Source organism: Priestia endophytica (assembly GCF_026790145.1).
GTDB lineage: Bacteria > Bacillota > Bacilli > Bacillales > Bacillaceae_H > Bacillus_I > Bacillus_I endophytica_A.
Map to the genome: position 1 here is coordinate 443999 of NZ_JALAMS010000001.1, position 26917 is coordinate 470915.

28 protein-coding genes are annotated in these 26917 nt (G+C 37.0%); 20 read left to right on the forward strand and 8 right to left on the reverse strand.

What is annotated here, in order from left to right; genetic code table 11:
* Positions 1-4: 4 nt before the first annotated feature.
* The 3 genes from MOC86_RS02270 to MOC86_RS02280 all read left to right on the forward strand — a co-directional run bounded on the left by MOC86_RS02270 (position 5) and on the right by MOC86_RS02280 (position 4877).
* Entirely contained in the window at positions 5-790 is a 786-nt protein-coding gene (locus tag MOC86_RS02270; RefSeq protein ID WP_268582543.1) for a glucose-1-dehydrogenase, read from the forward strand.
* 111 nt (positions 791-901) lie between these two features.
* A complete protein-coding gene (locus MOC86_RS02275) occupies positions 902-2464 on the forward strand; it encodes a Ppx/GppA family phosphatase (RefSeq protein ID WP_268582544.1) in 1563 nt (520 codons plus the stop codon).
* Positions 2465-2747: 283 nt separating this feature from the next.
* Positions 2748-4877 carry an RNA degradosome polyphosphate kinase gene (locus tag MOC86_RS02280; RefSeq protein ID WP_268582545.1) on the forward strand — a complete coding sequence of 710 codons (2130 nt, stop codon included), beginning with the start codon at positions 2748-2750 and terminating at the stop codon, positions 4875-4877.
* Positions 4878-4935: 58 nt separating this feature from the next.
* On the opposite strand, the gene MOC86_RS02285 is transcribed toward MOC86_RS02280, so the two are convergent.
* Both MOC86_RS02285 and MOC86_RS02290 read right to left on the reverse strand, forming a co-directional pair.
* Entirely contained in the window at positions 4936-5163 is a 228-nt protein-coding gene (locus tag MOC86_RS02285) for a hypothetical protein (RefSeq protein WP_243513836.1), read from the reverse strand.
* Positions 5164-5234: 71 nt separating this feature from the next.
* The gene (locus tag MOC86_RS02290; RefSeq protein WP_268582546.1) at positions 5235-6098 is read right to left on the reverse strand and encodes a metallophosphoesterase; all 864 of its coding nucleotides are present in this window, start codon (positions 6096-6098) and stop codon (positions 5235-5237) included.
* Between the two features lie 187 nt (positions 6099-6285).
* Here MOC86_RS02290 and MOC86_RS02295 point away from each other — a divergent pair, with 187 nt between their 5' ends.
* Positions 6286-7503 carry an EAL domain-containing protein gene (locus tag MOC86_RS02295; RefSeq protein ID WP_268582860.1) on the forward strand — a complete coding sequence of 406 codons (1218 nt, stop codon included), beginning with the start codon at positions 6286-6288 and terminating at the stop codon, positions 7501-7503.
* Between the two features lie 76 nt (positions 7504-7579).
* On the opposite strand, the gene MOC86_RS02300 is transcribed toward MOC86_RS02295, so the two are convergent.
* Positions 7580-7810, reverse strand: coding sequence for a glutaredoxin domain-containing protein (locus tag MOC86_RS02300; RefSeq protein WP_061803531.1), 231 nt, complete (start codon positions 7808-7810; stop codon positions 7580-7582).
* Positions 7811-7955: 145 nt separating this feature from the next.
* On the opposite strand from MOC86_RS02300, the gene MOC86_RS02305 reads away from it, so the two are divergent.
* The 8 genes from MOC86_RS02305 (at position 7956) to MOC86_RS02340 (ending at position 13495) form a co-directional block, all read left to right on the forward strand.
* A complete protein-coding gene (locus tag MOC86_RS02305; RefSeq protein WP_019392977.1) occupies positions 7956-8198 on the forward strand; it encodes a DUF1797 family protein in 243 nt (80 codons plus the stop codon).
* A 221-nt stretch (positions 8199-8419) separates the two neighbouring features.
* The gene (gene abbA, locus MOC86_RS02310) at positions 8420-8608 is read left to right on the forward strand and encodes an antirepressor AbbA (protein WP_019392978.1); all 189 of its coding nucleotides are present in this window, start codon (positions 8420-8422) and stop codon (positions 8606-8608) included.
* Between the two features lie 138 nt (positions 8609-8746).
* Complete coding sequence (locus tag MOC86_RS02315; protein WP_243513824.1) at positions 8747-9619, forward strand: LysR family transcriptional regulator; 873 nt, start codon at positions 8747-8749, stop codon at positions 9617-9619.
* Positions 9620-9747: 128 nt separating this feature from the next.
* A complete protein-coding gene (locus MOC86_RS02320) occupies positions 9748-10221 on the forward strand; it encodes a flavodoxin (protein ID WP_268582547.1) in 474 nt (157 codons plus the stop codon).
* Positions 10211-11104 carry a WD40/YVTN/BNR-like repeat-containing protein gene (locus tag MOC86_RS02325; RefSeq protein ID WP_268582548.1) on the forward strand — a complete coding sequence of 298 codons (894 nt, stop codon included), beginning with the start codon at positions 10211-10213 and terminating at the stop codon, positions 11102-11104. Before MOC86_RS02320 ends, MOC86_RS02325 begins: the two co-directional genes overlap by 11 nt.
* Before the next feature lie 123 nt (positions 11105-11227).
* Positions 11228-11947 carry a 2,3,4,5-tetrahydropyridine-2,6-dicarboxylate N-acetyltransferase gene (dapD, locus tag MOC86_RS02330; RefSeq protein ID WP_019392982.1) on the forward strand — a complete coding sequence of 240 codons (720 nt, stop codon included), beginning with the start codon at positions 11228-11230 and terminating at the stop codon, positions 11945-11947.
* A gap of 110 nt (positions 11948-12057) precedes the next feature.
* Positions 12058-13185, forward strand: coding sequence for an N-acetyldiaminopimelate deacetylase (locus tag MOC86_RS02335; RefSeq protein WP_268582549.1), 1128 nt, complete (start codon positions 12058-12060; stop codon positions 13183-13185).
* 61 nt (positions 13186-13246) lie between these two features.
* Entirely contained in the window at positions 13247-13495 is a 249-nt protein-coding gene (locus tag MOC86_RS02340) for a YkuS family protein (protein WP_268582550.1), read from the forward strand.
* Between the two features lie 43 nt (positions 13496-13538).
* Here MOC86_RS02340 and MOC86_RS02345 read toward each other — a convergent pair whose 3' ends face one another.
* Positions 13539-14396 carry a mechanosensitive ion channel family protein gene (locus MOC86_RS02345; protein WP_268582861.1) on the reverse strand — a complete coding sequence of 286 codons (858 nt, stop codon included), beginning with the start codon at positions 14394-14396 and terminating at the stop codon, positions 13539-13541.
* Positions 14397-14773: 377 nt separating this feature from the next.
* Here MOC86_RS02345 and ahpA point away from each other — a divergent pair, with 377 nt between their 5' ends.
* The 3 genes from ahpA to MOC86_RS02360 all read left to right on the forward strand — a co-directional run bounded on the left by ahpA (position 14774) and on the right by MOC86_RS02360 (position 16668).
* Positions 14774-15316, forward strand: coding sequence for a biofilm-specific peroxidase AhpA (gene ahpA, locus MOC86_RS02350; RefSeq protein WP_234962136.1), 543 nt, complete (start codon positions 14774-14776; stop codon positions 15314-15316).
* A gap of 96 nt (positions 15317-15412) precedes the next feature.
* Positions 15413-15868 carry a TlpA family protein disulfide reductase gene (locus tag MOC86_RS02355; protein WP_268582551.1) on the forward strand — a complete coding sequence of 152 codons (456 nt, stop codon included), beginning with the start codon at positions 15413-15415 and terminating at the stop codon, positions 15866-15868.
* 134 nt (positions 15869-16002) lie between these two features.
* Complete coding sequence (locus MOC86_RS02360) at positions 16003-16668, forward strand: potassium channel family protein (protein ID WP_061803540.1); 666 nt, start codon at positions 16003-16005, stop codon at positions 16666-16668.
* 32 nt (positions 16669-16700) lie between these two features.
* Here the strand turns inward: MOC86_RS02360 and rnjA are convergent, their stop codons facing one another.
* Together rnjA and MOC86_RS02370 are read right to left on the reverse strand one after the other, a co-directional pair.
* Positions 16701-18368: a ribonuclease J1 gene (gene rnjA / locus MOC86_RS02365; RefSeq protein ID WP_061803541.1), complete on the reverse strand. Its 1668-nt coding sequence runs from the start codon at positions 18366-18368 to the stop codon at positions 16701-16703.
* Positions 18369-18373: 5 nt separating this feature from the next.
* A complete protein-coding gene (locus tag MOC86_RS02370; protein WP_061803542.1) occupies positions 18374-18583 on the reverse strand; it encodes a DNA-dependent RNA polymerase subunit epsilon in 210 nt (69 codons plus the stop codon).
* Positions 18584-19332: 749 nt separating this feature from the next.
* Between MOC86_RS02370 and MOC86_RS02375 the strand changes: the two genes are divergently transcribed.
* On the forward strand, positions 19333-20106 hold the full coding sequence (locus MOC86_RS02375; RefSeq protein WP_268582552.1) for a Cof-type HAD-IIB family hydrolase: 774 nt from the start codon (positions 19333-19335) through the stop codon (positions 20104-20106).
* A 33-nt stretch (positions 20107-20139) separates the two neighbouring features.
* Here the strand turns inward: MOC86_RS02375 and def are convergent, their stop codons facing one another.
* Positions 20140-20691, reverse strand: a complete 552-nt coding sequence (gene def / locus MOC86_RS02380; RefSeq protein ID WP_268582553.1) for a peptide deformylase — start codon at positions 20689-20691, stop codon at positions 20140-20142.
* A 135-nt stretch (positions 20692-20826) separates the two neighbouring features.
* The gene (locus MOC86_RS02385) at positions 20827-20967 is read right to left on the reverse strand and encodes a YjcZ family sporulation protein (RefSeq protein ID WP_019392993.1); all 141 of its coding nucleotides are present in this window, start codon (positions 20965-20967) and stop codon (positions 20827-20829) included.
* 721 nt (positions 20968-21688) lie between these two features.
* Here MOC86_RS02385 and pdhA point away from each other — a divergent pair.
* The 4 genes from pdhA to lpdA all read left to right on the forward strand — a co-directional run bounded on the left by pdhA (position 21689) and on the right by lpdA (position 26610).
* Positions 21689-22804, forward strand: coding sequence for a pyruvate dehydrogenase (acetyl-transferring) E1 component subunit alpha (pdhA, locus tag MOC86_RS02390; RefSeq protein ID WP_061803546.1), 1116 nt, complete (start codon positions 21689-21691; stop codon positions 22802-22804).
* 3 nt (positions 22805-22807) lie between these two features.
* The gene (locus MOC86_RS02395; protein WP_243513804.1) at positions 22808-23785 is read left to right on the forward strand and encodes an alpha-ketoacid dehydrogenase subunit beta; all 978 of its coding nucleotides are present in this window, start codon (positions 22808-22810) and stop codon (positions 23783-23785) included.
* A 127-nt stretch (positions 23786-23912) separates the two neighbouring features.
* Positions 23913-25196: a dihydrolipoamide acetyltransferase family protein gene (locus MOC86_RS02400; RefSeq protein ID WP_268582554.1), complete on the forward strand. Its 1284-nt coding sequence runs from the start codon at positions 23913-23915 to the stop codon at positions 25194-25196.
* 4 nt (positions 25197-25200) lie between these two features.
* Positions 25201-26610, forward strand: coding sequence for a dihydrolipoyl dehydrogenase (gene lpdA, locus MOC86_RS02405; RefSeq protein WP_243513790.1), 1410 nt, complete (start codon positions 25201-25203; stop codon positions 26608-26610).
* Positions 26611-26917 lie beyond the last annotated feature (307 nt).

A 26917-nucleotide genomic window follows, 5' to 3' on the forward strand; every position in this document is an offset into this window, starting at 1 on the left:
CATGATGTACAATGACTTAAAAGGAAAAGTAGCTGTTGTAACAGGAAGTACTTCAGGTCTTGGACGAGCTATTGCTATTCGTTTTGGACAAGAAGGAATGAAAGTTGTCGTAAATGGACCAAATGACGAAAAGGCTTTAGCAGAAGTGGTAGAAGAAGTGAAAAAAGCGGGTGGAGAAGCAACAGGTGTTGTAGCAGATATTTCTAAAGAAGACGATGTGAAAAAGCTGATCGACACGGCAATATCTGAATTCGGAACACTCGACGTTATGATGAACAATGCTGGGGTGCAAAAAGAAATTCCATCACATGAGATGTCGCTTGAAGATTGGAATAAAGTTATTTCAGTAAACTTAACTGGAACGTTTATGTGCGCTCGCAACGCTATTGATCACATGGTTAAAAATAACAAAAAAGGTACAGTTATTAACATGTCAAGCGTTCATGATACAATTCCTTGGCCGCATTTTGTTCACTATGCATCAAGCAAAGGCGGAATTCGTATGATGACAGAAACGCTGGCACTTGAATATGCACCAAAAGGAATTCGTGTAAATGCTATTGGTCCAGGAGCTATTAATACGCCAATCAATGCTGAAAAATTCTCAGATCCAGAAGAGAAAAAAGGCGTAATTGAGCTTATTCCAATGGGATATGTAGCAGAATCAGAGGAAGTAGCCTCAATTGCTGCTTTTCTTGCCTCAGAAGAAGCGAAGTATGTAACAGGGGTAACTTTACACGTAGATGGAGGCATGACGCTTTATCCAGGTTTCCAAGCTGGTAAAGGATAATATAGTTGTCTCCTCTGAAAACTTCAGCTAAAATGGACATAAAAAGAAACTTCCAGATTTGGAAGTTTCTTTTTAATTGAACGATTTAGCGAGGGAAGATAAAGAAAACAAATGGTAAAGGGTGTAGAAGAAACGTTGAAAACAAAATATGGAATGATTGATATTGGATCAAACACAATGAGATTAGTCATTTATGAGCACAATCAAGGCTTAAGATTTAAAGAAATTGAAAATATAAAAATAGTAGCTCGGTTACGAAATTATCTCAATAAAGAAAACGTGTTAACAGAAGAGGGCATTTCTGTTTTGTTGAATACACTGCAGAGCTTTGAATCGATTACAAAACATCATGATTTAAACCATGTAAAATGTGTAGCAACAGCAACTGTTCGCCAAGCAAAGAATGTTGAAGAAATAAAAAAGAGAGTTGCGCTTGAAACGGACTTTCATATGAATGTAATTACGGAATTTGAGGAAGCATACTATGGTTTTTTAGCTGTTATTAATTCAACTGAAATTACAGAAGGTATTACAATTGATATTGGAGGGGGAAGTACAGAAGTTACGTATTTCCAAAATCGAAAGCTCGTTGAGTTTCATAGTTTTCCGTTTGGAGCTCTTTCCTTAAAGTTAAATTTTGTTCAAGGAGATGTTCCAACTGTTGCTGAGTACGAAGAGATGAAAAATTATCTCCATAGTCAGCTTGAAGAAATTCCATGGCTCCGTTCTCGAAGACTTCCGATAATAGCTATTGGAGGAAGTGCAAGAAATGCTGCACAGCTTCATCAAAGCTTTATAAATTATCCACTAGGAGGACTTCATCAGTATGAAATGAAGCCTGAGGATATTACATATGTTAGCCAAAAACTTTGTCCACTTTCCTATGAACAGTTACAAGGAATGGACGGGCTTTCAAAAGATCGAGCAGATACGATCCTTCCAGCAATTGAGGTATTTAGACAAATTTGTGAATATTCAGATGCACCTTTATTTATGATGAGTAGAAAAGGGCTGCGTGAAGGGGTATTTTTTGATGAAATTATGAGACCTCTTAATATTGAATCTTTTCCGCATGTTGCTCGTGAAAGTTTCCAAGCCCTTATTTATGATTTTGAAATTGATACAGAGCACGCTAAGCAGGTGCTTACGATTGCAATGAGCATGTTAGACTCTTTAAAAGAAGTGCTTCAACTATTATGGGAAGAAGAAGATTGGCTGCTGCTTAAGCGTGGCGCTTACTTATTCCACTTTGGTCAATATATCGATTCTGAATCAAGCAGCCAGCATACATTTAACATTATAGCTAATAGAACGATTGAGGGGATACGTCACCGAGATCGGTTGAAACTTGCTTTTGTTTCATCGTATAAAGGCAAGGGTGTTTTTAGACAATATATGGAGCCTTATGGAGGCTGGTTTACAAAGGACGAGCAAAGAAAACTTCGCTTTTTAGGAGCCCTTCTTAAATTCTCTTATAGCTTAAATGCAACAAAACGAAATATTGTTGAAGAGATAAAAGTAAAACAAGACAACAGCAATACAGTTGAGCTTTATATAAACTGTAGGGATGAATATCGAGCGGAAGAATATCAGGCAGAAAAACAAAAAAAGCATTTAGAAAAAGTAATTAAAAGAAATTTAAAGCTTGAATTTGTAAACAAAATAGAAGTTTAAACATATTAAAAAAGCCTCTTTGAATAAAGAGGCTTTTTTTTTTAGTTGCAAAAGGAGATTGCAGGCCTAAAGACCTTATTGAGATTTATTGTTATATGCGCTAAAAGAAATACGTTCACTTAACATTATGTGATAAAAAAGGAATTATCCTTTGAATTTTAAAGAATGTTAACAGAAAATTTACATTAGCTTAACAATTAAGTGGTAATTTGAAATAAGATGATAATTCTTTCTACGCTCCTTATATAAAGAGATAGAGAAATAGTAAGGGTGGTAAAAAACTGTGGAACTATTAAGTGCAAATAACAAGGTAGAAGGATTAGGGAATCCTGAATATTACAACAACCGTGAGTTAAGTTGGCTCGCTTTTAACGAACGGGTATTAGAAGAAGCGATGGATACATATAATCCTCTTCTAGAATCTTTGAAATTTCTTGCTATCTTCAGCTCTAACCTTGATGAGTTTTTTATGGTTCGAGTAGCAGGATTGAAAGATCAAGTGAAAGCAGGTTTCAACAAACCAGAGAATAAAGCAGGACTCACGCCTAAAAAGCAGCTTTCAAAAATTGCTGAGAAGAATCATTCACTAGTAAATATCCAGTCTGAAACATACAATTCGCTCATTCCATTACTAGAAGAAGAAGGAATAAGCTTTATTTCAATGGATCAAGCAACAAAAGAACAGAGAGCTTTTTTAGAAAATCATTTTGATGAGCAAATCTTTCCTGTTTTAACTCCTATGGCTGTTGATGCTTATAGACCTTTTCCAATGCTTCTAAATAAAACGCTAAACCTAGCTATTGTATTAGAGCAAGGAGAATCAGAGGATGAAGAAATGGTTCTTCCAACAGGAAAACTTGCATTAGTTCAAGTTCCGAGTGTGCTAGATCGTTTTATTGAACTTCCTACACAATCTGAACATAAGCGATTATTTATTTTTTTAGAAGACGTTATATCTTTTTATATTCACAAGCTTTTTACAGGTTTTACAGTTAAGAGTGTTACACAATTCCGAATTACTCGTAATGCCGATATGACCATTCATGAAGAGGGAGCAAGAGATCTTCTACGGGAAATTGAAAAAGAGCTTCGGAAACGAAAGTGGGGAGCTGCTGTTCGATTAGAAGTTAAAGGAGAACAGTATGATCACCATGTTTTAAATTACTTGAAAAAAGAACTTGAAGTCCACAATAAAGATGTTTATAGCATTAATGCACCGCTTGATTTAACATTTTTATTCTCATTTTATAAAACTGTATCAATGACGCATGATCATTTAATTTATGAAGCGCTCATTCCTCAACCTCCTCGTGATTTGTATTATAATGAAAATATTTTTGAAAAAGCATTAGAACGTGATATTTTACTTCATCATCCATACGAATCATTTGAACCTGTAGTCGATTTTGTGAACGATGCAGCAGATGATGGCGATGTATTGGCAATTAAGCAAACATTGTATCGTGTCAGCGGCGGTTCGCCAATTATTAAAGCTTTAAAAAGAGCAGCTGAAAAAGGCAAACAGGTTACAGTACTTGTAGAGCTTAAAGCTCGATTTGATGAAGAAAATAATGTGCAATGGGCAAAGGAACTCGAAAAGGCAGGGTGTCATGTAATTTACGGTATGACATACCTTAAAACACATAGTAAAATTACGCTTGTTGTACGTAAAAAAAATCATCGCATTGAACGGTTTGTCCACCTTGGTACAGGCAATTATAATGATGCTACAGCTAAAATATATACAGATGCGGGTCTTATTACATCGAACCATCGCATTGGGATTGATGCGACTAACTTCTTTAACTATCTAAGTGGTTATACCGAAAAACCGAATTATAATCACCTTTCTGTTGCTCCATATGACATTCGTAAAGATTTTATTCATTTAATTGAAGAAGAAATTCGTTATCACCATCAGTTCAAAAATGGACATATTATTGCTAAAATGAACTCTCTAACAGATAAAATGCTTATTATGAAGTTTTATGAAGCTTCAAATGCAGGTGTAAAAGTAGATTTAATTGTACGAGGGACTTGTTGCCTTCGCCCTGGTATTAAAGGTGTAAGCGAAAACATCACAGTGAGAAGTATTGTGGGGCGTTTCTTGGAGCATACACGCATTTATTATTTTCATCATAACGGAGAGAAAAAGTTTTTCTTATCTTCTGCGGATTTAATGACGAGAAATATGGAAAAACGTGTTGAAATTATGTTTCCAATTTTTAGCGGGCATTTGAAGCAGCGTATCACCCAATGGATGCAAATTATGATGAGTGATAATGTAAAAGCACGTGAACAGTCTCCAGATGGAACGTACCATTATGTGAAAAGAGCTGAAGATGAACCAATTATAGATAGCCAGCAAACATTATTTCAGCTTGCCTATAGTGTAGGAGAAGACGAGGAATAGCTAAAAAAGCCGCCAAACGGAAGTTTGGGGGCTTTTTATCTTAAAATAACAAGTTTAGTTAACGATAGTAAGGATAGCCTCCATAATATGGAACAGGTGGCCCATAGAAAGGTCTTGGTCCATAGAAAGGTCCTGGTCCATAGAAAGGTGGTCGATATGCTCCGCCAATTGCGCCAATAGTCAATCCACCTAACAATCCTCCAGCAAGACCGCCTAGAAACGGAGCACCAAAGAAAAAGCGTTCATCTGGCTGATTACGGTAGTAGTGTGGTGGATAATATTGCATAGTGAAATTCCTCCTCATAAACTCTAGTCCTTAGCAGTGTATGACAAGATGAACAATAATGAGCCTGTTCTTTATGGACGTATATGATTTAGTGTAAATATAGTGAGTTCTGGTGGAGCAAGTAGACGAAAAGGAAGACGAGTTGTTCCCAAGCCTCGATTTACATAAAGTTTCATTGCTGTATGTTGAACTGTATAAAGACCTTCTACATAATTAGTGCCATATGGAGGAGTAACAATAGGACCTATAAAAGGCAGTTGTATCTGTCCACCATGTGTGTGACCCGATAATTGAAGGTTAATTGGGTAGCGTGCTACTTCTGGAGCGATATCTGGTTCATGAACAAGGACAATAGAGAAAAAGTCTTGAGAAGCATTCTGAAGCGTTTGAGCAAGGTTTGGCTTACCGAGCATCACATCGTCAAGTCCATAGATTACTAGTGCTTTTTCATCACTCCCTTTAATTCGTACAGAACGGTTTTTTAAAAGCTGAAAATGGCTTTTCTTCATAATTTCTTCGTATAAATTAGTTCCAAACCCTCCATGATCATGATTACCATAAACAGCAAATTTACCGAGAGGGGCTTTAATTTGTTTTAGAATAGGGGGAATTTCTCCAGCTTCTTTGTATTGCTGTGGAGCATCTATTAAATCACCTGTAAAAAAGACAAAATCAGGAGAGAGGGAATTTATTTGTTTAACAAGTCTACGAAGCTTTTTTAGTGTATATGTTGAACTAAGGTGAATGTCGCTAAATTGAACAATTCTTTTTCCACTAAGTTCCTTAGGGATTGTTGTGGAGCTTAGGGTCTTAAAAACCGTGTGCACGTAAAAAGGTTCAATATAGCGAATGTACATATATCCAAAACCACTTATTAAAAATGGTATAAGAGCACCGCTTCCTTTTAAAAAGGTTCTTCTCGTTATCTTTTTCATTTTACTAACACACCTTGTTTTTTATTTATTTAGATGTAGGATATTTAAATAAGGACAGAGAAGATAATTGTTTATTTTTATTTTTCATTTTTTTCTTAAAAAATGAAAAATGGTGAGATAATATACTAGCGCAAATATAAAACTCATATTATACTATTTGTTAACATTAAAACTAAAGGAGGTGTTCATAATGGATCCACTTGACATCCTAACAAACATGGACAAAGTTTTCCCTTATTACCAAGCTATATTTAGTGCGGATGAACACCGAGTTGTTGGTTATGAAGCATTAGCTCGCTTTGATAACAATGGTGAGGTTGTAAGCTTAGGGTCTTTTTTTTATGACCAAACAATTCCAGAAGAATATCGAAATGAAGTACAAAAATCAATTATTGTGCAAGTTCTGGAAGATGCTGTAGAAAGTGAAGAGCCTTATCTTTTGTTTTTTAATCAAAACCCGAACTTGCTAATGCTTGATCATGGAGAAGAGCTTCTTTCAATTTTAAGAACGTATGAAGAAAAAGGACTCTCCCTTTCTCGTATTGTGATGGAAATTACGGAACATAATTTTGAAGGAGAGATTGATCATCTTCAGCATTTACTTTTATACTATCGTACATATGGTATTAAACTTGCTGTAGATAATATCGGAAAAGAAGGAAGTAATTTAGACCGTATTGGTTTGCTTCAGCCAGATATTTTAAAAGTTGATTTACATATGCTTCTAAAAACATCTGTTCCACAGTCGTACCGCGATGTTTTATATTCTCTTTCAATGCTTGCTCATAAGATAGGAGCAACCCTTCTTTATGAAGATATTGAGTCTTCTTTCCAGCTCCAATATGCATGGCGAAATGGAGGAAGGTATTTTCAAGGGTTTTACTTACATAAACCAGAAAGAAAACGAGTTGAGCAAGGGATTTTAAAAGAAAAATTAAAAAATCAATTTGAAATGTTTATTAATCATGAAAAAAAGAAGTTACGTTTTCTTCATGAATTAACAAATAAAATTCATCGAAAAGTCGAAGATGTGTTATCTAAGCATAAGCATTACGAAACATATGACGAGCTTTTAGCTTTTATGTGTGAGGAGCTTGATAAAATGTGCTTTCGAATGTACGTTTGCGATGAAAATGGTTTTCAGCTTTCAGGGAACAGATTAAAAAGAGAAGGAGAATGGATTTTTCAGCCTGAATATCTTCATAAAAACTGGAGCTGGCGTCCTTACTTCTTAGAAAATGTAATGAAAATGAGCTTGAATCAGCGCGGAATTCTTTCAGACTTGTACAGCGATATTGAAGTAGGTGAAACCGTCCGTACGTTTTCGTTCCCGCTCGGTCAAACACAGTATTTGTTTATAGACTTGTCTTATGATTACTTATATGAAAAAGATGCGCTCTTATAAATGTCACCCCTTTCCTTTTTAGGTAAGGGGATTTTATATTTTATAGTCTTCTGTTTCATAATAAGGGTAATACTGTTTATAATAGAAGCTGTTCAAGTTTTTCAATATTAAAGCCAGTCACAACTTCATCTTCCACAACAACGGTTGGAGTAGAAAAAGAGCCTAACGTATTTATCATGTGTTTTCGCGCTTTTGCATCACGTTTTATATCAAATTCTATAAATGAAATGTTGTGATGTGTTAAAAACTGTTTTACAATGTGACATGGTGGGCAATCTTGTTGAGTGTATAATTCTACTTTTTTCATTTTTGTTCCTCCTTAAGGTGATTTTTAATGTGGTACATGTTATCATAGCTTAGCACCGTTATAGGTGGAATGAAAAGAAGAATGACTGTTCGTATTCTGCCAAACGATAATGAATAACAATAAATAAACATAAGGGAGTTTAAAAATGTCACAATTAAAAGCGATTATTAGCCGATTAGAAAGCTTGAAAAACCAAACAGAAACGCTTGAAAAGCCACAGCGCTTTTTTGAAATAAACGGAGAGCGCATCTGTAGCGTTACATATGAAGCAAAAGGGGACCTTTTTGAATTAAAAGTATTCAACAAAGGTGAAAAGCCTAAAACGTATGAGTTCGATAATATTGATATTATCACAATTGAAATCTTTGATTTACTTCAACTTGTATAAGAAATATTTTAAAAAAGCTTTTTGTGAAAAAAAGGTTATATGTTATATTTTTTCATAAAGTTTAAAAAGAGCGAAAACATTTGTTTTGGCTCTTTTTTGTATGCGTCGAAAAATGTAGAAAGAGCTCAGGAAAAGAGGAATGAAATGCCAAGATGTTATATTGACAGAGCGATATAGACCTTTTAGACTTTTATATATAGGATAAGAGAGGGGGGAGACGAATGAAGGCGACAGCTTCGCTTGCAAAGGAAGAAGAGCAGCTTTTACTTCATATATTATTTGAACAAGGATATGCATTAGAAGTTGTAAGCAGTCATCTTGTAGATATTGAACATGGATTAAAAACAGTAGAAACAAAGCAATATCAAGAAATTGCTTCTTTATATAGTCGTTTACGAGAATTATCATAGCAATACATATAATACAGAATAATAGAGTGAAGAAAGGCAAGTGAATAAGACATATTCGCTTGCCTTTTTTGCTTTTATATGTTCAAAAATTATTTGAAAGACTATAATAAATAAAAACAAAAGAAATTGAGGAGAATTATGCAGCTTGTTGAATGTAAAATGCTCGTTGTGTTAGCACAAGAGCTTAATATGCGCAGAGCATCTCAGCGGCTTTTCGTTTCACAGCCGGCGCTCTCACAGCGTTTACAAACAATTGAAAAGGCTTGGGAAACTCAAATTTTTATACGCTCACAAAAAGGACTTGCCCTTACACCAGCAGGAGAAAAAATTATTGAGTTTGCAACTGAGATGGTCGAGAAAGAAGAAAAAGTAAAAGAAGAGCTCGGCTCTTTGCAAACAGAAGTCCATGGAACATTAAAGCTTGCTGTTGCATCCATTATCGGTCAGCACTGGCTTCCAAATGTACTAAAAGAGTTTGTAAGAAAATATCCGCACGTGACAATCTCGCTTGTAACAGGCTGGAGTAGTGAAATGTTGCAATATGTGTATGATGATAGCGTGCACCTTGGCATTATCAGAGGGAACCCTGATTGGAAGGGAGTTAAAGAGTACCTTCTTACAGATCAGCTCTATCTTGTTGATACAGAAATTCAAGAATTCCAAGATGTTTTAAAAACAGAGAAACCTTTTATCCAGTTTAAAAGTGACTCAACGTATTATCAAGAAATTCAGGACTGGTGGCATACTCAATTTCAAACGAGTCCAAAGAGAACAATTGTAGTAGACCAGATTGAAACGTGTAAACAAATGGCTTTACATGGAATTGGGTATGCGATATTACCTTCTGTATCTCTAAAGGAAGAAGATGACTCTGTTTATAAGCTTCCACTGTTAGATGAAAAAGGAAAGCCTATCGCAAGAGATACGTGGCTTCTTGGCTATGACTCTTCCTTTAAATTAAAGCAAGTACAAGCTTTTTTAGAAGTAATATCAGAATATAAAGGTGTATAAGTTTGCCTGAATAACAGGCAAGCTTTTTTTTATAGGAAGAAAGAATAAAGAAATAATGTTGACAATGATAATCATTTTCAATAATATGAACATATGATAATCATTATCAATTACAAGAGGTGATGGAAATGAGCCGTACGCTTATTACATTTGTAAGTATGTCGGGAAATACAGAAGATATCGCAACAATATTAAAAGAAACATTGGAAAGTGAAGGGCAAAATGTTTCTTACGCATTTATGGATGAGATATCTATTGAAGATATAGAAAACTATGACAATATTTTAATTGGTTCTTATACATGGGGAGATGGAGATTTACCATATGAGGCAGAAGATTTTTACGATGAGCTTGAGAAGGGTACGCTACAAGGTCAGAAAATTGGCTGCTTTGGCTCTGGTGATCGAGACTATCCTCAGTATTGTGAAGCTGTAAATTTATTTGCAGAGCGAGCTTTAGAAGCTGGTGGCGACGTCTTCTCTGAAAAGCTGAAGATCGAGCTTTATCCAGAAACAGATGAGCAGATTTTAGAATGCCAAACATTTGCTAGAAACTTTTTGAAATGGGTAGAGAAAGGAAAAGTGGATTTCCATGTTTCATAAAGGAGCTACCTCTGTTGTATACGATGGAGAAGGGAGTTATTACTTAGCTGTAAAAGGAGAAGGAATTTATCGTTTTTATAACGGTCAATTTAAGAAAGTGCTAACAATTGGAAATCGTATTTTAAGTTTAAAAAAAGTCGGTGGCAATCTCTTTGGAGTTGGTGACGATGGCACAATGATTAAAGGAACGGATAGTGGAGAAAGGTGGAACCTTGCGCACTTACCAACAAAAGCAAGAGTATGGTCTGTTACAGGTAGCGACGAGAATATCGTCGCTACTCATGGTCAGCATACGATCTACCTTTCGGAGAATGCGGGTGTTTCTTGGCGAACAATTAAGCCTTTTGAGAATCTGAAAAACAAGCCAACGATTCGTTCACTCTGTATTACAAGTCATTTTCTATTTATTGGAACACAGATTCATAGCCTGTACGGTGGGATATGGATGTATAGTTTAAAAACAGGAAGTCTCACACATATTAACAAAGAGGAAAAAGCGATGATTTCATCTCTTCTTACTTTAAATGATAGCTATTTAGTAGCTGCAAAAGGATCAAGTAAAGGAAGACGGGGGAAAATTGAATATACGCCAATCCTTACCATGGAGAGATGGATTTTTAAAGAATGTAAGAGCCCTGGAACAGAGTCTTGCTATTTAGATTTATCAGAACATAATGGCGAAATTTATGCATCATCTACTCAAAATAGACAAGGCTTCTCTAATATTTATTCTGTTGATGTTTATAACAGTGCTCTTCATCAGTGTGAAACTGTTAAAGGACACGGATTCCGTGTGGCAAATGGTGAACAAGATTTCATGGTTGCAGGGTTGTATGAAAGCAAATATGTTGGATGCAAAAAAGATATGTTTGTTCTTCATTAAGCAAAGGGAAAGAATGTTCACCTTAACACATTCTAGGTTTAAGAGAAGTGAATAAAGCTTGTCAACTTAGGTTGGATTTGTTACATTAAACAAATACATAAGCATTTTAAGGAGGAACTAAGGATGAAAATGATGGATGCAAATGAAATTATTTCATTTATTCAAAACAGCACAAAATCAACACCTGTGAAAGTTTATGTGAAAGGTGAGCTAGAGTCAATTGACTTTGGTGCTTCAAAGGCTTTTATTACAGGCAATACAGGCGTTGTATTTGGTGAATGGAAAGATATTAAAACAGTTCTTGAAAGCAATGAAGGAAAAATCGAAGACTACGTATTAGAAAACGATCGTCGCAACTCTGCTATTCCTTTATTAGATCTTAAAGGTGTGAAAGCACGTATTGAGCCAGGTGCAATTATTCGTGACCAAGTTGAAATCGGTGATAATGCCGTTATTATGATGGGTGCTTCTATTAACATCGGTTGTGTAATCGGTGAAGGTACAATGATTGACATGAACGTTGTAATGGGTGGTCGTGCTACGACAGGTAAGAACTGTCACATTGGAGCTGGCGCTGTTTTAGCTGGCGTTATTGAGCCTCCTTCAGCAAAACCTGTTATTGTTGAAGACGACGTTGTAATCGGAGCAAATGCAGTTGTTCTTGAAGGCGTAACAGTTGGTGAAGGTTCTGTTGTTGCAGCAGGAGCTGTTGTTGTTGAAGATGTTCCTCCATTTTCTGTTGTAGCTGGAACTCCAGCACGCGTAATTAAGAAAATTGATGAAAAAACAAAATCAAAAACTGAGATCAAGCAAGAGCTTCGTCAACTTAACGAAGAAAACTAAATAAGAGTTAGAAGAAGCTCATTTTAAGAAGGAAAGCGTGGTATGCTTATTTGCCACGCTTTCCTTTCTGTTTATTTTCATCGCCATTTTATATTAAAGGATGTTGAGACATGAATCAGTTTATAAAAATTCGTCGTGATCTACATAAAATTCCTGAGCTTGGCTTTCAAGAATTTAAAACACAGCGCTACTTACTGACGTATTTGCAAACTCTTCCAGTTGAAAGGGTCGAAATCAAACCTTGGAAAACAGGGCTTTTCGTACGTGTTAAAGGATTAAATCCGTCAAAAACGATTGGGTACAGAGCAGATATTGATGGTTTACCAATTACAGAAGAAACCAATCTACCATTTTCTTCAGAACATGAAGGAAATATGCATGCATGCGGACATGACTTTCATATGAGCATTGGTTTGGGCCTTCTTACATATGTTGTTGAAAATCCAATTGAGGATAATATGGTATTTATTTTTCAACCAGCAGAGGAAGGACCAGGTGGAGCAGAGCCAATGCTAAAGAGCGAAGAAATGCTAGAATGGAAACCAGATATTATTTTTGCTCTTCATATTGCTCCTGAATATCCTGTTGGAACGGTTGCAACGAAACCAGGCCTTTTGTTTGCTAACACGTCAGAGCTTTTTATTGATTTAAAGGGACGCGGCGGACATGCTGCATATCCACATCTTACAAATGATATGGTTGTTGCCTCTTGTTCTTTAGTAACACAGTTGCAGAGCATTGTCGCGCGTAATGTAGATCCACTAGATAGTGCAGTTATTACTATTGGTAAAATTACAGGTGGCACAGTTCAAAACGTAATTGCAGAAAATGCGCGTATTGAAGGAACAATTCGTACTCTTTCATCAGAAGCAATGCAAAAGGTAAAACATCGAATTGAAGCTATTGTAAAAGGTATAGAAACTGGCTATGAGTGCAAAGCAACAATCGATTACGGAGCGATGTATCACCAAGTATATAATGATGAAAACCTTGCAAAAGAATTTATGGATTTCATTCAAAAAGATGAAGAAATTTCCCTTGTTCATTGCAAGGAAGCAATGACAGGAGAAGATTTTGGTTATATGTTAAAAGAAATTCCTGGAGTTATGTTTTGGCTTGGTGTTGATTCAGAAAATGGCCTTCATCATTCAAAGCTTCTGCCAAATGAGGAGGCAATTGAGAAAGCCATTTCTCTTCTATCCCGCTACGTAACTTATAAAGGAAAGAGAAAAAACTAAAATATTGGAATAACTTTCCCCTCTTAAGGAAATAGTACGTGTATGTAGGAGGTGGAAAGTGATGGCAAGAATTGGTGTTGAAAATGGCTTAACAGATGTGGCAGAAGCCCTAAGACAGCAAGGACATGAAGTTGTAGAGCTTCATAATGAAAACGATGCAAACGGCTGTGACTGCTGTGTTGTCACAGGAAGCGAATCAAACGTGATGGGAATTATGGATACAACAACAAAAAACCCAATCCTTACGGCATCAGGATATACAGCTGATGAGCTTTGTCAGCAAGTAAGCCAACATATTAACCAACAATAATCATCAAACAAAAAAGACGTCTTGAAGACGTCTTTTTTGTTCATTAAGAGGAAGATGTTTCTGTTCCTTCTTGGTTTTTGTGAATATAAACTTGGTGTGGAAAAGGAATTTCAATATTATGTTCGTCAAACGCTTCTTTAATTTCTTTACGAAGCTGACGTTCAACACCCCATTGTTCCATATTTTCTGTTTTAGCAATAACGCGTAGCACTACATCAGAGGCTCCTAAACCTTGAACTCCTATAACATTAGGGCCTTCAACAACAAGGGGATTAGAAGCGGCTACACGGTCACATACAGCTTGCATAATTTCCATTGCATGATCAATGTTATCATCATAAGAAATTCCGATATCAACCAACGCACGCATATTTCCTCGAGAATGATTACTAACGCTTGTAATTTCACGGTTTGGCACATAGTTTAGTGTACCATCAAAGCTTCTAATTTGTGTTGTACGAAGTCCGACAGATTCAACAATTCCATCAAAGCTTCCAACTGTTACATAATCATTCACATCAATTTGTTTCTCTAACAGTAAGAAGAAACCAGTCACAACGTCACTGACAAGCCCCTGGGCTCCAAATCCAATGGCAAGTCCAACAACACCTGCTCCAGCGATTAAGCTTGCAATTGGTAAACCAAAAATACCAAATAGCGTGGCAACAAGCATAAATATTAAAACATAGGAAAAAATATTTTCGGCTAGCTTATGTAAAGTTAAGGACCGGCCTTCTGAAATATTTCTACGCTTTGCAACTTCTTGAAAAGCTTTGTTCATAACGCGACTACCGATAGCTCTTACGATATAAAAGGCAATAAATAGCCCAATAACCTTAAGGGCAATGAGTCCTGCATCAACTAAAAGTCCTTCCCAATCAAACTGATTTACATCAAACAATAAAATCATCCTTTCTCGTCCAAACAGTAGGGGACACAACATTTACTTCTTAACCTTTTCCCTCATTTGTCCATGATAAACTACTAAGTAGAATTGTCAACGAAAGTTTCATGCATAATAAGTATGAAAAGAATCAATCATATTATTGGAAAGTTAGGGGAGGGTTGTATTAAAATAAAGAGAGAAAAGCTAAGCTTGTTTCATATGGACAAGCTCATTAAAATCGTCAGTTATTTAAAATTATTTTAAAATAGTATTAACTATTAACAGTTGACTGGTGACCCTGTCTACTCTATAATTGAACTTGTTGAAAAGAGATGTAAATGAGAATAACTTCTATGTATTCTCATTTAACTATATTGTTGGAGGGATTATTAATGGCAGAACGCATGGTAGGTAAACAAGCACCACGTTTCGAAATGGAAGCAGTACTAGCTAACAAAGAATTTGGTAAAGTAAGTCTTGAAGAAAACATGAAAAATGACAAATGGACAGTATTGTTTTTCTATCCAATGGACTTTACTTTCGTTTGTCCAACAGAAATTACGGCTTTATCGGATCGTTACGATGAGTTTGAAGACCTTGATGCGGAAGTGATAGGGGTTTCTACAGATACAATCCATACACACTTAGCGTGGATTAACACAGATCGCAAAGATAACGGTCTTGGAGATCTTAACTATCCATTAGCTGCTGATACAAACCACCAAGTTTCTCGTGACTATGGTGTGTTAATTGAAGAAGAAGGTGTAGCACTTCGCGGTCTATTCATCATCAACCCTGAAGGTGAATTACAATATGCGGTTGTTAACCACAACAACATTGGTCGTGACGTTGATGAAACACTTCGTGTTCTTCAAGCACTTCAAACTGGTGGTCTTTGCCCAGCAAACTGGAAACCAGGTCAAAAAACTCTTTAATTTATACATGATGACATGGAGGTCTAACAGAGCGTTAGACCTCTTTCTAAACTTAATTTGCAAGTGAACTGCTTGTTAATAGGGAGGAAATAAACGATGAAATTACGTGCTCCAATGCCTGAACTTGAAGGTGCAACAACTTGGTTAAATGGACAAGTTGCAAAAGAAGATTTAGTTGGTGAAAAACCGACACTTATTCACTTTTGGTCCATCAGCTGCCATCTGTGCAAAGAAGCAATGCCAAAAGTAAACGAGTTTCGCGATGAATATAAAGATCAGCTTAACGTTGTTGCTGTACATATGCCTCGTTCTGAAGATGATCTTAACGTTGAACAAATCGAAAAAGTAGCTAAAGAACATGAAATTACGCAGCCTATTTTTGTAGACAGCGAGCATAAGCTAACAGATTCGTTTGAAAATCAATATGTTCCAGCATACTATGTTTTCGATAAAACAGGTCAGCTTCGTCATTTCCAAGCAGGTGGAAGCGGCATGAAGATGCTTGAAAAACGCGTAAACCGCGTGCTTGGCGAAACAGAAAAAAGTGAATAATAAAAAAAGTGTCCATATTGGACGCTTTTTTTTTGAAGATTCCTTCTTTGCTTTCTAATCTATTTTCCCTTATAGTAAATAAGCATAGGCTAAATTTATATGAGAAACATCGGTACATAATGGAGGGTGTCAAAATGAAAAAAGAATTTGCCGTTATTGGACTTGGGCGCTTTGGAGGAAGCATTTGTAAAACATTAAGTGACCAAGGAATGGAAGTTCTAGCAATTGACATTGATGAAGACAAAGTAAACGAATATGCCAACATTGCTGCACATGCTGTTATTGGAGATTCTCTAGATGAGAATGTCTTAAAAAGTTTAGGAATTCGTAATTTTGGAAATGTCATAGTGGCAATTGGAGATAACATTCAAGCAAGTATTTTAACAACACTCATTTTAAAGGAGCTTGGTGTAGAGCATATTACGGTAAAAGCACAAAACGAATATCATGAAAAAGTGCTTTCTAAAATTGGCGCAGATCGAATTGTGCATCCTGAGCGAGACATGGGAAGAAGAATTGCCAATAGCCTTATGTCAAACACTGTTCTTGATTACTTAGAGCTATCAGAAGAACATAGTATTGTAGAACTTGTAGCAGGCCAGAAGATAGATGGGAACTCTTTAATTGATTTAGACATCCGTGCCAAGTACGGGATTAACATTGTCGCTATCAAGCGCAACCATGACATCATTGTATCTCCTCAAGCATCTGAAACAATTCGTCAAGGAGACATTTTAATTGTTATTGGAGCTGATGTGGATATTAATCGTTTTGAAAACCGTCTTGTTAGTGATTCATAAAAAAGACCCTGGACATCCAGGGTCTTTTTTTATTACACTTCCATAATAATTGGTAAAATCATTGGACGACGTTTTGTTTTCTCATATAAGAAAGGAGAAAGAGTGTCCGTAATTTCATTTTTAATTTCAGACCATTGGGTTGTACGACGCTCCATTACTTTGCTAAGGTGTTTTGTAATAAGTGACTGAGCATCGTTAATGAGATCCCCAGATTCACGCATATATACAAATCCTCTTGAAATAATATCAGGGCCTGCTGCAATTTTGAATTCTTTCATATTAATGCTTACAACGACAATAACAAGGCCTTCCTCAGATAGGATGCGGCGATCACGTAAAACGATATTTCCAATGTCGCCAACACCATTTCCGTCAATATATACAGAGCCAGATGGTACTTTTCCTGCAACAGATGCTTCGTTTTCACTTAGCGCAAGTACTTCACCATTGTCCATGATAAAGCAGTTCTCAGGTTCTACACCGCAGTCTTGAGCAAGTTTGTTGTGCATGCGTTGCATTCTAAACTCCCCGTGAATTGGCATAAAGAACTTTGGTTTAATTAAGCGAAGCATAAGTTTTTGTTCTTCTTGTCCACCGTGTCCAGATGTATGAATATCGCTGAATGGACCATGAATAACTTCAGCACCTGCTCTGAAAAGCTTATCGATAATACGACTTACGCTAATCGCATTTCCTGGGATTGGTGAAGAAGAGAAAACAACAGTGTCTCCAGGGATAATTTGAATTTGACGGTGAGTACCGCTAGCAATTCTAGAAAGAGCCGCCATTGGTTCTCCCTGGCTTCCTGTACAAAGAATTGTTACTTTGTTTGCAGGTAAGCGATTAATTTGATTTGGTTCAATAAATGTATCTTTAGGGCAACTAATATAGCCTAAATCTTGACCAATTTGAATTGCTGCTTCCATGCTTCGGCCAAATACGGCAATTTTTCGGTTGTGCTGAACAGCTGCTTCCGTTACTTGCTGAAGACGATGGATATTTGAGGCAAATGTAGCAAATATAATACGTCCATCAACTTTGCGGAAGATATCGTGAATGCTCTCTCCTACTCGACGTTCAGACATTGTGAAGTTAGGAACCTCACTATTCGTACTGTCAGAAAGTAAGCAAAGAACTCCGTCTTTTCCGATTTCAGCCATCTTAGTTAAGTTTGCTGGTTCACCTACAGGAGTAAAATCAAATTTAAAATCGCCTGTGTGAACAATTTGACCGTTCGGTGTTTTAATAACAATTCCATAAGAATCTGGAATACTGTGTGTTGTGCGGAAGAACGTTACAGACGTTTTGCGGAACTTAATAACGTCATCTTCATGAATCTCATGAAGTTTCGCACGGCGAAGTAAACCATGTTCTTCAAGTTTATTGCGAATAAGACCTAGAGCAAGTTTTCCGCCGTAGATTGGAACATTAAGCTCTCTTAATAAGTATGGAATTCCTCCAATATGGTCTTCATGACCATGAGTGATAAAAACTCCACGGATTTTATCTGCGTTTTTAATTAAGTAGGTATAGTCAGGAATAACATAATCAATTCCTAGTAGTTCATCTTCTGGAAATTTAATTCCAGCATCAACAACGATAATTTCGTCTTGGAATTGAATGCAATAGGTGTTTTTCCCGATTTCACCTAGTCCGCCTAAAGCGAACACTGCTGTTTGATTGTTTTTTACAAATTTCATTTCTATCATAACTCCAATACTTTAAAATCTTCGTTCTGTTGTTCATATTCTAGATGTGCACCTTCAATACGTTGGATAAATTCGATGTTTATATTATGATCTTTGAGCTTATAGCGTACGTCGCGCTCAGAATCACCTTCTACATAAACAGTTTGTGTTTTCTCACGTACAGGTACTTCATAACGATCTTGCTGGTGATACACTTTGAAAATCATTGTTTCATCTCTCCTTAATTCCGTAATTCAAATCATTTTTTTATTATAATATTATAAAATCCGCTAATATCTAATGTTTTTTCTAACTGAAAATACATTATAGCAGAATGGGAAGCATCTTTATTAGGTATAGCTATAGTATCTATCAAAGAACTTTATAATTATGTATACCCCTATCGCAGGGAAATCAAAAGGCTATTATAGCTCATTTTCTGGTATGAAAAGCTTGATATATCGCTAGGGCGTTCTAGAAAAAGCAATACTCAAAGCTTCTGTGAATGTATTGATCCGTACTGAAGGGAACGTATACCCTTACTTACATAAAGTTTCTCTGTGTCTATATTTTAGTTGTCTTTTGACGTGAAGTCAATCTATCGTGTAAAGCGTTTTAATAATTATAGTAAAAATGCGACTTCTTCGAAGAAGTCGCAGCTGTAAAATAAAAAAAATTAGGCAATGGTTTTCTGACGCCACATGTCGTTCCATTGGCGTACAAGGCGTTTTTTCAGTCGTTTTAGCAAGATGATTCAACTCCTTATGACAAAAATGTTTATTTCTATTATATGCAAGGTTGTCCTGTTTCTCGCATGGTTGATCTTGGGAATTTATTATTTTAGCAACATTGGAGAACTCAATCTCATTTTGTTTGAGAAAGGGCGTTTTGTTATACTGAAAGAGACATATCTAATGTGAGAAGCTAGAAGAAACATAAGGTAAATCATATACTAAGGGAGCAAGGTGATGAATGAATGAGCAAGAAAATTATCTTCTTTGATATTGACGGAACTTTACTTGACCATGAGAAAAATCTGCCACAGACAACTAAAAGCGCTGTGCAAAGTCTGAAAGATAAAGGGTACATAGTTGCTATTGCAACAGGAAGAGCGCCATTTATGTTTAAAGAATTAAGAGAAGAGTTAGAGATTGATTCTTATATAAGCTTCAATGGTCAATACATTGTATTGAACGGTGAAGTTTTCTATAAGAATCCTCTTCAACGTGAAGCGCTAGGTCAACTGACAGACAAAGCTCTTAGCTTAGAACATCCTGTCGTATATATGGATCATGACGATATGAAAGCAAATACTCCTCATCACCAATATATTGAGGATAGTATAAGCACATTAAAATTCTCCCATCCACAGCATGACCCAGACTATTTTTTAACACGTGAGATTTACCAAGCTCTTTTATTTTGTGAAGTTGGAGAAGAAAAACAGTATGAAGAAGAGTTTGATGCTTTTAAATTTGTACGCTGGCATCCTGTTTCAACAGATATTTTACCAAGCGGAGCTTCAAAAGCGAAAGGGATTGAGCGAGTAATTGAAGCTCTTAAAATTTCCAAAGAAGATGTTTACGCATTTGGTGATGGATTAAATGATATTGAAATGCTTGGATACGTAGAGCACGGAGTAGCAATGGGAAATGCGGAGTCAGAGACAAAAGAAGCAGCGCGATATGAAACGAAAGATGTAAGTGAGGATGGAATTTTACACGGCCTGAAGATGATTGGCCTTCTTTAATGAGAAACAGCGCTGAAACGCAGCGCTGTTTTTTTATTCAATAGGCGTTGATCCATCAGGGGCAGTGAATGGCTCTCCCTTATTAATATGGTCATAAAACATGACACCATTTAAATGGTCGATTTCGTGCTGAAACACGACGGCAGGAAGACCTTTAAGTCGAAGCTTGACCGTTTCTCCATTAATATTTGTTCCTGTTATCGTCACACGCTTGTAGCGAGGAACATATCCAGGAATCTCTTCATCAACAGAAAGGCAGCCTTCTCCACTTGAAAGATAGGTCTGCTCAATAGAATGGCTTACAATCTTTGGATTAAACAATGCGTAGCTGTAAAGCTTATCTTTTTCATCTGTCACATGAACAGCGATCATTCGCTTTGGAACGTTAATTTGTGGCGCTGCTAGTCCAATACCAGGACGAAGCCCGTATTTTTCAGCAGTATCAGGGTTTTGACTATTAATAACGTACTGCAACAGACTTTGTAACGTTTGCTTATCTTCTTCTGAAGCTGGAAGCTGAACTTCTTCAGCAACTTGTCTTAACGTTGGATGTCCGTCTCGAACGATATCATTCATTGTAATCATCTTTTCACACTCCTTTACTCAAGACACTATTATAACATTGACAATTTAATTATGTAACAACTTCCTTTTAAAGCATACATTCAAAGTCGATAAAAATGGAGAATGCCGTTTTAGACATCCTCCTTTGTAATTTAATTAACAGAATATAGAAGCTCCAACAATGATTAATAGAATGAATAGAACAACAATTAATACAAATCCATCGTTTGTTCCACATTCTCCACCATAACTATATCCTTCATAACCACAGCAGTCGTGTCCCCCATAACCGTACATCTTGTTTCCTCCTTTTAAATCCCTTTACCGACTTTAAAAAATTGTGTTTAAAACCGGATTACTATACATTATGACAAATGCTCTATGTGGTGTAGGTTGCTGCCTATGGAGAGAAAATAAGCTTGCCTTTTTTAAAAAATATAAGTATTAAAAAAATTAAAAAAGAAAAGATATCTTAAAAATAAGGATTTTCCTTTTATATAACACGGAGGAAAAAAAGGAAAAAACAACTACGTGAACAATACACAAGAGTACATTTTGTCGCTATAACCTGAATTTTGCCGAGATTACGTTCTGCTGTGTAATGAGCATTGTCTGTTGAATAGATCACTATAATAGTACAGTGAACAATGTTGTATTAGTACAGAAGGGGATGTTTTTTGAAAGAGGAAGTTGGAAATAAAAAGGGTAGAAAATGTTGATGTAAATAGATTGACGAATTCTTTATAGTTGTTGTAAACTAGTCCTCGGAAAGAAAAAATTGTATTACTATTTCTTCGATAGGAATTAATACAGTTAAACGTTACAACAAAATGTTTGTTTTCATTCTGACGCTGTTTTTGTCAAAAAAATAGGGGAAGAATACATAAAGAATGAGAAGCTAGAAAACAAAATGAGTTCAGCTTGCCTTTTTTGGTTACTCTAAGACAGGAACTATTTTAACACTAGTTTTTTACACTAAATTTGCAAACGTTTAAAACGAAAGGAAGAGGTGACGAGAATGGCTGCCAAAACTAAGAAATCAGTTTTAAATTTTGATAAGCAGCGTGAGGCAATTTCAAAGCAATTTGAAACGCTTCAAATTCTAAATGAGAAGGGCGAAGTTGTGAATGAAGCAGCAATGCCTAATTTAACAGATGAACAATTAGTAGAATTAATGCGTCGTATGGTTTATACACGTATTTTAGATCAACGTTCAATTTCTTTAAACCGTCAAGGACGTTTAGGTTTCTACGCTCCAACTGCTGGACAAGAAGCTTCTCAACTTGCATCTGAATTTGCATTAGAAAAACAAGACTGGATTTTACCTGGATATCGTGATGTTCCACAATTAATCTGGCACGGTCTTCCATTATATCAAGCGTTCTTATTCTCTCGTGGTCACTTTAAAGGTAACCAAATGCCTGAGGATCTTAATGCGCTTTCTCCACAAATCATTATCGGTGCTCAATATATCCAAACAGCAGGTGTTGCTCTTGGACTTAAAAAGCGCGGTAAAGAAGCAGTTGCAATCACTTACACTGGTGATGGCGGAGCTTCACAAGGGGATTTCTACGAAGGTATTAACTTTGCAGGTGCATTCAAAGCTCCAGCAATCTTCGTTGTTCAAAATAACCGTTTCGCAATTTCAACTCCTGTTGAAAAGCAATCTGCAGCAAGCACTGTAGCTCAAAAAGCAGTTGCAGCAGGTATTCCTGGAATTCAAGTAGACGGAATGGATGCTTTAGCAGTATATGCAGCTGTTCGCGAAGCTCGTGAGCGCGCTGTTCGTGGCGAAGGCCCAACATTAATTGAAACACTTTGCTACCGTTATGGTCCACATACAATGGCTGGTGACGATCCAACTCGCTACCGTACAGCTGAGCTTGATTCTGAGTGGGAGCAAAAAGATCCACTAGTTCGTTTCCGTGCGTTCCTAGAAGCTAAAGGCTTATGGAATGAAGAAAAAGAAAACGAAGTAATTGATCAAGCTAAAGAAGACATTAAAGAAGCAATCAAAAAAGCTGATGCTGAACCAAAACAAAAAGTAACAGATTTAATGTCTATCATGTATGATAAAATGCCTTACAATTTAGAGGAACAATATGAAATTTATCAAGAGAAGGAGTCGAAGTAAGACATGGCGCAAATGACAATGATTCAAGCAATCACTGATGCATTACGCACAGAGATGAAAAACGATGAAAACGTCTTAGTATTCGGTGAAGACGTTGGTGTAAACGGTGGGGTTTTCCGTGCGACTGAAGGTCTTCAAAAAGAATTCGGCGAAGATCGTGTATTTGATACACCGCTTGCTGAATCTGGTATCGGCGGTCTTGCGCTTGGCCTTGGTCTAGAAGGATTCCGTCCAGTTCCAGAAATTCAATTCTTCGGTTTCGTATACGAAGTAATGGATTCAATTTCTGGTCAAATGGCTCGTATGCGCTACCGTTCTGGTGGTCGTTGGACTTCTCCAGTTACAATCCGTTCTCCATTCGGTGGTGGAGTACATACGCCTGAACTTCACGCTGATAACTTAGAAGGATTAGTTGCTCAACAACCTGGTCTTAAAGTTGTTATTCCAGCAACTCCATATGATGCAAAAGGACTTTTAATTGCAGCGATCCGTGATAACGATCCTGTTATTTTCCTTGAGCACATGAAATTGTATCGTTCTTTCCGTGCGGAAGTACCTGAAGAAGAATATACAATTGAAATCGGAAAAGCTGATGTTAAACGTGAAGGAACAGACCTTTCTATCATCACTTACGGTGCAATGGTTCACTCTTCATTAAAAGCAGCTGAAGAACTTGAAAAAGAAGGCTACTCTGTAGAGGTTGTTGACCTTCGTACAGTAAGCCCATTAGATATTGACACAATTATTGCTTCTGTTGAGAAAACAGGTCGTGCACTTGTTGTTCAAGAAGCTCAAAAACAAGCAGGTATCGGTGCTAACGTTGTTGCTGAAATCAACGACCGCGCTATCCTTAGCCTTGAAGCGCCTGTACTACGTGTTGCAGCTCCTGATACTGTATTCCCATTCTCAGAAGCTGAAGGTGTTTGGTTACCAAACAACAACGACATCGTAGAAAAAGCAAAAGAAGTTCTTGAATTTTAATTGCTAATAAAGTAAACAAAGCACAAAATGGCTTTCCTTGACTGCTTCGCGCAGCCAAGGTAGCTGTTGTGCTTATCTATGTACTTTAAATCATAAAACATAATTTCTTACAGGAAGGTGAATGCTCGTGTCATTTGAATTTAAACTTCCAGATATCGGTGAAGGTATCCATGAAGGTGAAATCGTTAAGTGGTTCGTAAAGCCAGGAGACAAAATTAGTGAGGATGATGTACTTGCAGAAGTACAAAACGACAAAGCTGTTGTTGAAATCCCATCCCCAGTAGACGGAACAGTTGAAGAGTTAAAAGTTAGTGAAGGTGAAGTTGCGACAGTTGGTCAAGTTATCGTAACATTTGACGCACCTGGCTACGAAGACTTACAATTTAAAGGTAGCGATAGTGAAAGCTCTTCCAAAGAAGAACCAAAAGAAGAGAAAAAAGAAGAAGTACAAGGTGCACCAGCAGCTAGTACTGAAGCAGTAGATACTGATCGCAACGTTATCGCAATGCCATCTGTACGTAAATATGCTCGTGAAAAAGGCATTGACATCCGTCAAGTAGCTGGTAGCGGTAAAAATGGTCGTATTCTAAAAGAAGATATTGATAGCTTTGTATCTGGTGGAGCACAACCTGCTGCACAAACAGAAGAAAAAGCTCCTGAAGCAGCTTCTGCAGCACCAAGTGCACCAGTAGTAGCTCCAGAAGGCGACTTCCCAGAAACTCGCGAGAAAATGAGCGGCATGCGTCGTGCAATCGCAAAAGCAATGGTGAACTCTAAGCATACGGCTCCACACGTTACACTTATGGACGAAGTAGATGTAACAAAACTTGTGGCTCACCGTAAGAAGTTCAAAGCAGTTGCAGCTGAGCAAGGAACAAAATTAACGTTCTTACCTTACGTTGTTAAAGCTTTAACATCTGCTCTTAAGAAGTTCCCAGCTCTTAACACATCTATTGATGATGCAACAGATGAAGTAGTTCAAAAACATTACTACAACATCGGAATCGCAGCTGACACTGAAAAAGGTCTTGTTGTTCCAGTTGTAAAACACGCTGACCGCAAATCTGTTTTCTCTATCTCAGATGAGATCAACAGCCTAGCAACTAAAGCGCGTGAAGGTAAACTTTCTGGTGCAGAAATGAAAGGTGCTTCTTGCACAATCACAAACATCGGTTCAGCTGGTGGACAATGGTTCACTCCGGTTATCAACCATCCTGAAGTAGCTATTTTAGGTATTGGTCGTATTGCTGAGAAACCAGTTGTAGTGGACGGTGAGATTGTTATCGCTCCAGTGTTAGCTCTTTCTCTAAGCTTTGACCACCGTATGATTGATGGTGCTACAGCACAAAATGCATTAAACAACATCAAGCGTTTACTTAACGATCCAGAACTATTATTAATGGAGGCGTAATATCATGGTAGTAGGAGATTTCCCGATTGAAACAGATACTATTGTAGTTGGAGCAGGTCCTGGTGGATACGTTGCAGCAATCCGTGCAGCACAATTAGGACAAAAAGTAACAATTATCGAAAAAGCTAATCTTGGTGGAGTATGCTTAAACGTTGGTTGTATTCCTTCAAAAGCTCTTATCACAGCAGGTCACCGTATCGAGCATGCGAAGCATTCTGAAGATATGGGAATCACAGTTGAAAACGTAAAAGTTGACTTCACAAAAGTTCAAGAGTGGAAAGCTGGCGTTGTTAACAAACTAACTGGCGGTGTTGAAGGTCTTCTTAAAGGAAATAAAGTGGATATCGTAAAAGGTGAAGCTTATTTCGTAGATCAAAACACACTTCGAGTTATGGACGAAAACTCTGCGCAAACATATACATTCAAAAATGTAATCATTGCAACAGGTTCTCGCCCAGTTGAAATTCCAGGATTCAAATTCTCTGAGCGCGTAATCAACTCAACAGGAGCTCTTGCTCTTAAAGAAATTCCTAAAAAGCTTGTTGTAATCGGTGGAGGTTACATCGGTACTGAGCTTGGAACTGCTTACGCTAACTTCGGAACAGAAGTAACAATTGTTGAAGCTGCTGATGATATTTTAGCTGGTTTCGAAAAACAAATGACTTCAATCGTTAAACGTGAACTTAAGAAAAAAGGAAACGTTACAGTTCATACAAAAGCTATGGCTAAAGGCGTTGAAGAAACTAAAGACGGCGTAAAAGTAACGTTTGAAGTAGGCGGAAAAGAAGAAACTGTTGAAGCAGACTATGTTCTTGTAACAGTTGGTCGTCGTCCAAATACTGACGAGCTTGGTCTTGAGCAACTTGGTATTGAAATGACTGATCGCGGTCTTATCAAAATTGACAAACAATGTCGTACAAATGTAAACAACGTGTACGCAATTGGTGATATTGTTGAAGGACCACCATTAGCACACAAAGCTTCTTATGAAGCAAAAATTGCTGCTGAAGCAATTAGCGGCGAACCTTCTGAGATTGATTATCTTGGAATTCCTGCTGTATGCTTCACAGATCCAGAACTTGCATCTGTTGGTTACACAGAAGCACAAGCAAAAGAAGACGGCATTGAAATCAAAGCAGCGAAATTCCCATTCGCAGCAAATGGACGTGCTCTTTCTCTTAACAGCACAGACGGTTTCTTAAAACTAATCACTCGTAAAGAAGACGGTGTAATTATCGGTGCTCAAATCGCAGGTAGTGGCGCTTCTGATATTATTTCAGAACTTAGCCTTGCAATTGAGTCTGGTATGACAGCTGAAGATGTTGCTTTAACAATTCACGCTCACCCAACTCTTGGAGAGATTACAATGGAAGCAGCTGAAGTTGCTCTTGGTACTCCAATTCATATGCTATAAGATAATGGAAGCAGCTGAAGTTGCTCTTGGTACTCCAATTCATATGCTATAAGATAGATGAAGAAAAATCCCTTAGTCGAATGACTAAGGGATTTTTTTGTATACAATAAGAAAGCTTGCATATATATAGGACAAGGGTTTTGTTGGTGAGAGGAGGAGAAGGTTAAGGTGCTGTATCATATTTATATCTTACAATTTTTTATATGGTGTACATTTACATTTGTTGAGCATCTTTCTCATCGAGACCATCTTGGAGCCAAAGCGCTACTCTTCATTGTTTTCGTATATTTGGGATACCTCATTGCTG

What these genes read in the sequence shown, in the direction of transcription:
- MOC86_RS02305 (WP_019392977.1), top strand. Translation starts at nt 7,956, where the DNA reads ATGTCACAATTAAAAGCGATTATTAGCCGATTAGAAAGCTTGAAAAAC.
- lpdA (WP_243513790.1), top strand. Translation starts at nt 25,201, where the DNA reads ATGGTAGTAGGAGATTTCCCGATTGAAACAGATACTATTGTAGTTGGA.
- MOC86_RS02325 (WP_268582548.1), top strand. Translation starts at nt 10,211, where the DNA reads ATGTTTCATAAAGGAGCTACCTCTGTTGTATACGATGGAGAAGGGAGT.
- MOC86_RS02385 (WP_019392993.1), bottom strand. Translation starts at nt 20,967, where the DNA reads ATGTACGGTTATGGGGGACACGACTGCTGTGGTTATGAAGGATATAGT.
- MOC86_RS02375 (WP_268582552.1), top strand. Translation starts at nt 19,333, where the DNA reads ATGAGCAAGAAAATTATCTTCTTTGATATTGACGGAACTTTACTTGAC.
- MOC86_RS02355 (WP_268582551.1), top strand. Translation starts at nt 15,413, where the DNA reads ATGAAATTACGTGCTCCAATGCCTGAACTTGAAGGTGCAACAACTTGG.
- MOC86_RS02290 (WP_268582546.1), bottom strand. Translation starts at nt 6,098, where the DNA reads ATGAAAAAGATAACGAGAAGAACCTTTTTAAAAGGAAGCGGTGCTCTT.
- def (WP_268582553.1), bottom strand. Translation starts at nt 20,691, where the DNA reads ATGATTACAATGAATGATATCGTTCGAGACGGACATCCAACGTTAAGA.
- MOC86_RS02315 (WP_243513824.1), top strand. Translation starts at nt 8,747, where the DNA reads ATGCAGCTTGTTGAATGTAAAATGCTCGTTGTGTTAGCACAAGAGCTT.
- MOC86_RS02370 (WP_061803542.1), bottom strand. Translation starts at nt 18,583, where the DNA reads ATGATTTTCAAAGTGTATCACCAGCAAGATCGTTATGAAGTACCTGTA.
- MOC86_RS02320 (WP_268582547.1), top strand. Translation starts at nt 9,748, where the DNA reads ATGAGCCGTACGCTTATTACATTTGTAAGTATGTCGGGAAATACAGAA.
- MOC86_RS02300 (WP_061803531.1), bottom strand. Translation starts at nt 7,810, where the DNA reads ATGAAAAAAGTAGAATTATACACTCAACAAGATTGCCCACCATGTCAC.
- ahpA (WP_234962136.1), top strand. Translation starts at nt 14,774, where the DNA reads ATGGCAGAACGCATGGTAGGTAAACAAGCACCACGTTTCGAAATGGAA.
- abbA (WP_019392978.1), top strand. Translation starts at nt 8,420, where the DNA reads ATGAAGGCGACAGCTTCGCTTGCAAAGGAAGAAGAGCAGCTTTTACTT.
- MOC86_RS02360 (WP_061803540.1), top strand. Translation starts at nt 16,003, where the DNA reads ATGAAAAAAGAATTTGCCGTTATTGGACTTGGGCGCTTTGGAGGAAGC.
- dapD (WP_019392982.1), top strand. Translation starts at nt 11,228, where the DNA reads ATGAAAATGATGGATGCAAATGAAATTATTTCATTTATTCAAAACAGC.
- MOC86_RS02395 (WP_243513804.1), top strand. Translation starts at nt 22,808, where the DNA reads ATGGCGCAAATGACAATGATTCAAGCAATCACTGATGCATTACGCACA.
- rnjA (WP_061803541.1), bottom strand. Translation starts at nt 18,368, where the DNA reads ATGAAATTTGTAAAAAACAATCAAACAGCAGTGTTCGCTTTAGGCGGA.
- MOC86_RS02285 (WP_243513836.1), bottom strand. Translation starts at nt 5,163, where the DNA reads ATGCAATATTATCCACCACACTACTACCGTAATCAGCCAGATGAACGC.
- MOC86_RS02335 (WP_268582549.1), top strand. Translation starts at nt 12,058, where the DNA reads ATGAATCAGTTTATAAAAATTCGTCGTGATCTACATAAAATTCCTGAG.
- pdhA (WP_061803546.1), top strand. Translation starts at nt 21,689, where the DNA reads ATGGCTGCCAAAACTAAGAAATCAGTTTTAAATTTTGATAAGCAGCGT.
- MOC86_RS02270 (WP_268582543.1), top strand. Translation starts at nt 5, where the DNA reads ATGTACAATGACTTAAAAGGAAAAGTAGCTGTTGTAACAGGAAGTACT.
- MOC86_RS02275 (WP_268582544.1), top strand. Translation starts at nt 902, where the DNA reads ATGGTAAAGGGTGTAGAAGAAACGTTGAAAACAAAATATGGAATGATT.
- MOC86_RS02340 (WP_268582550.1), top strand. Translation starts at nt 13,247, where the DNA reads ATGGCAAGAATTGGTGTTGAAAATGGCTTAACAGATGTGGCAGAAGCC.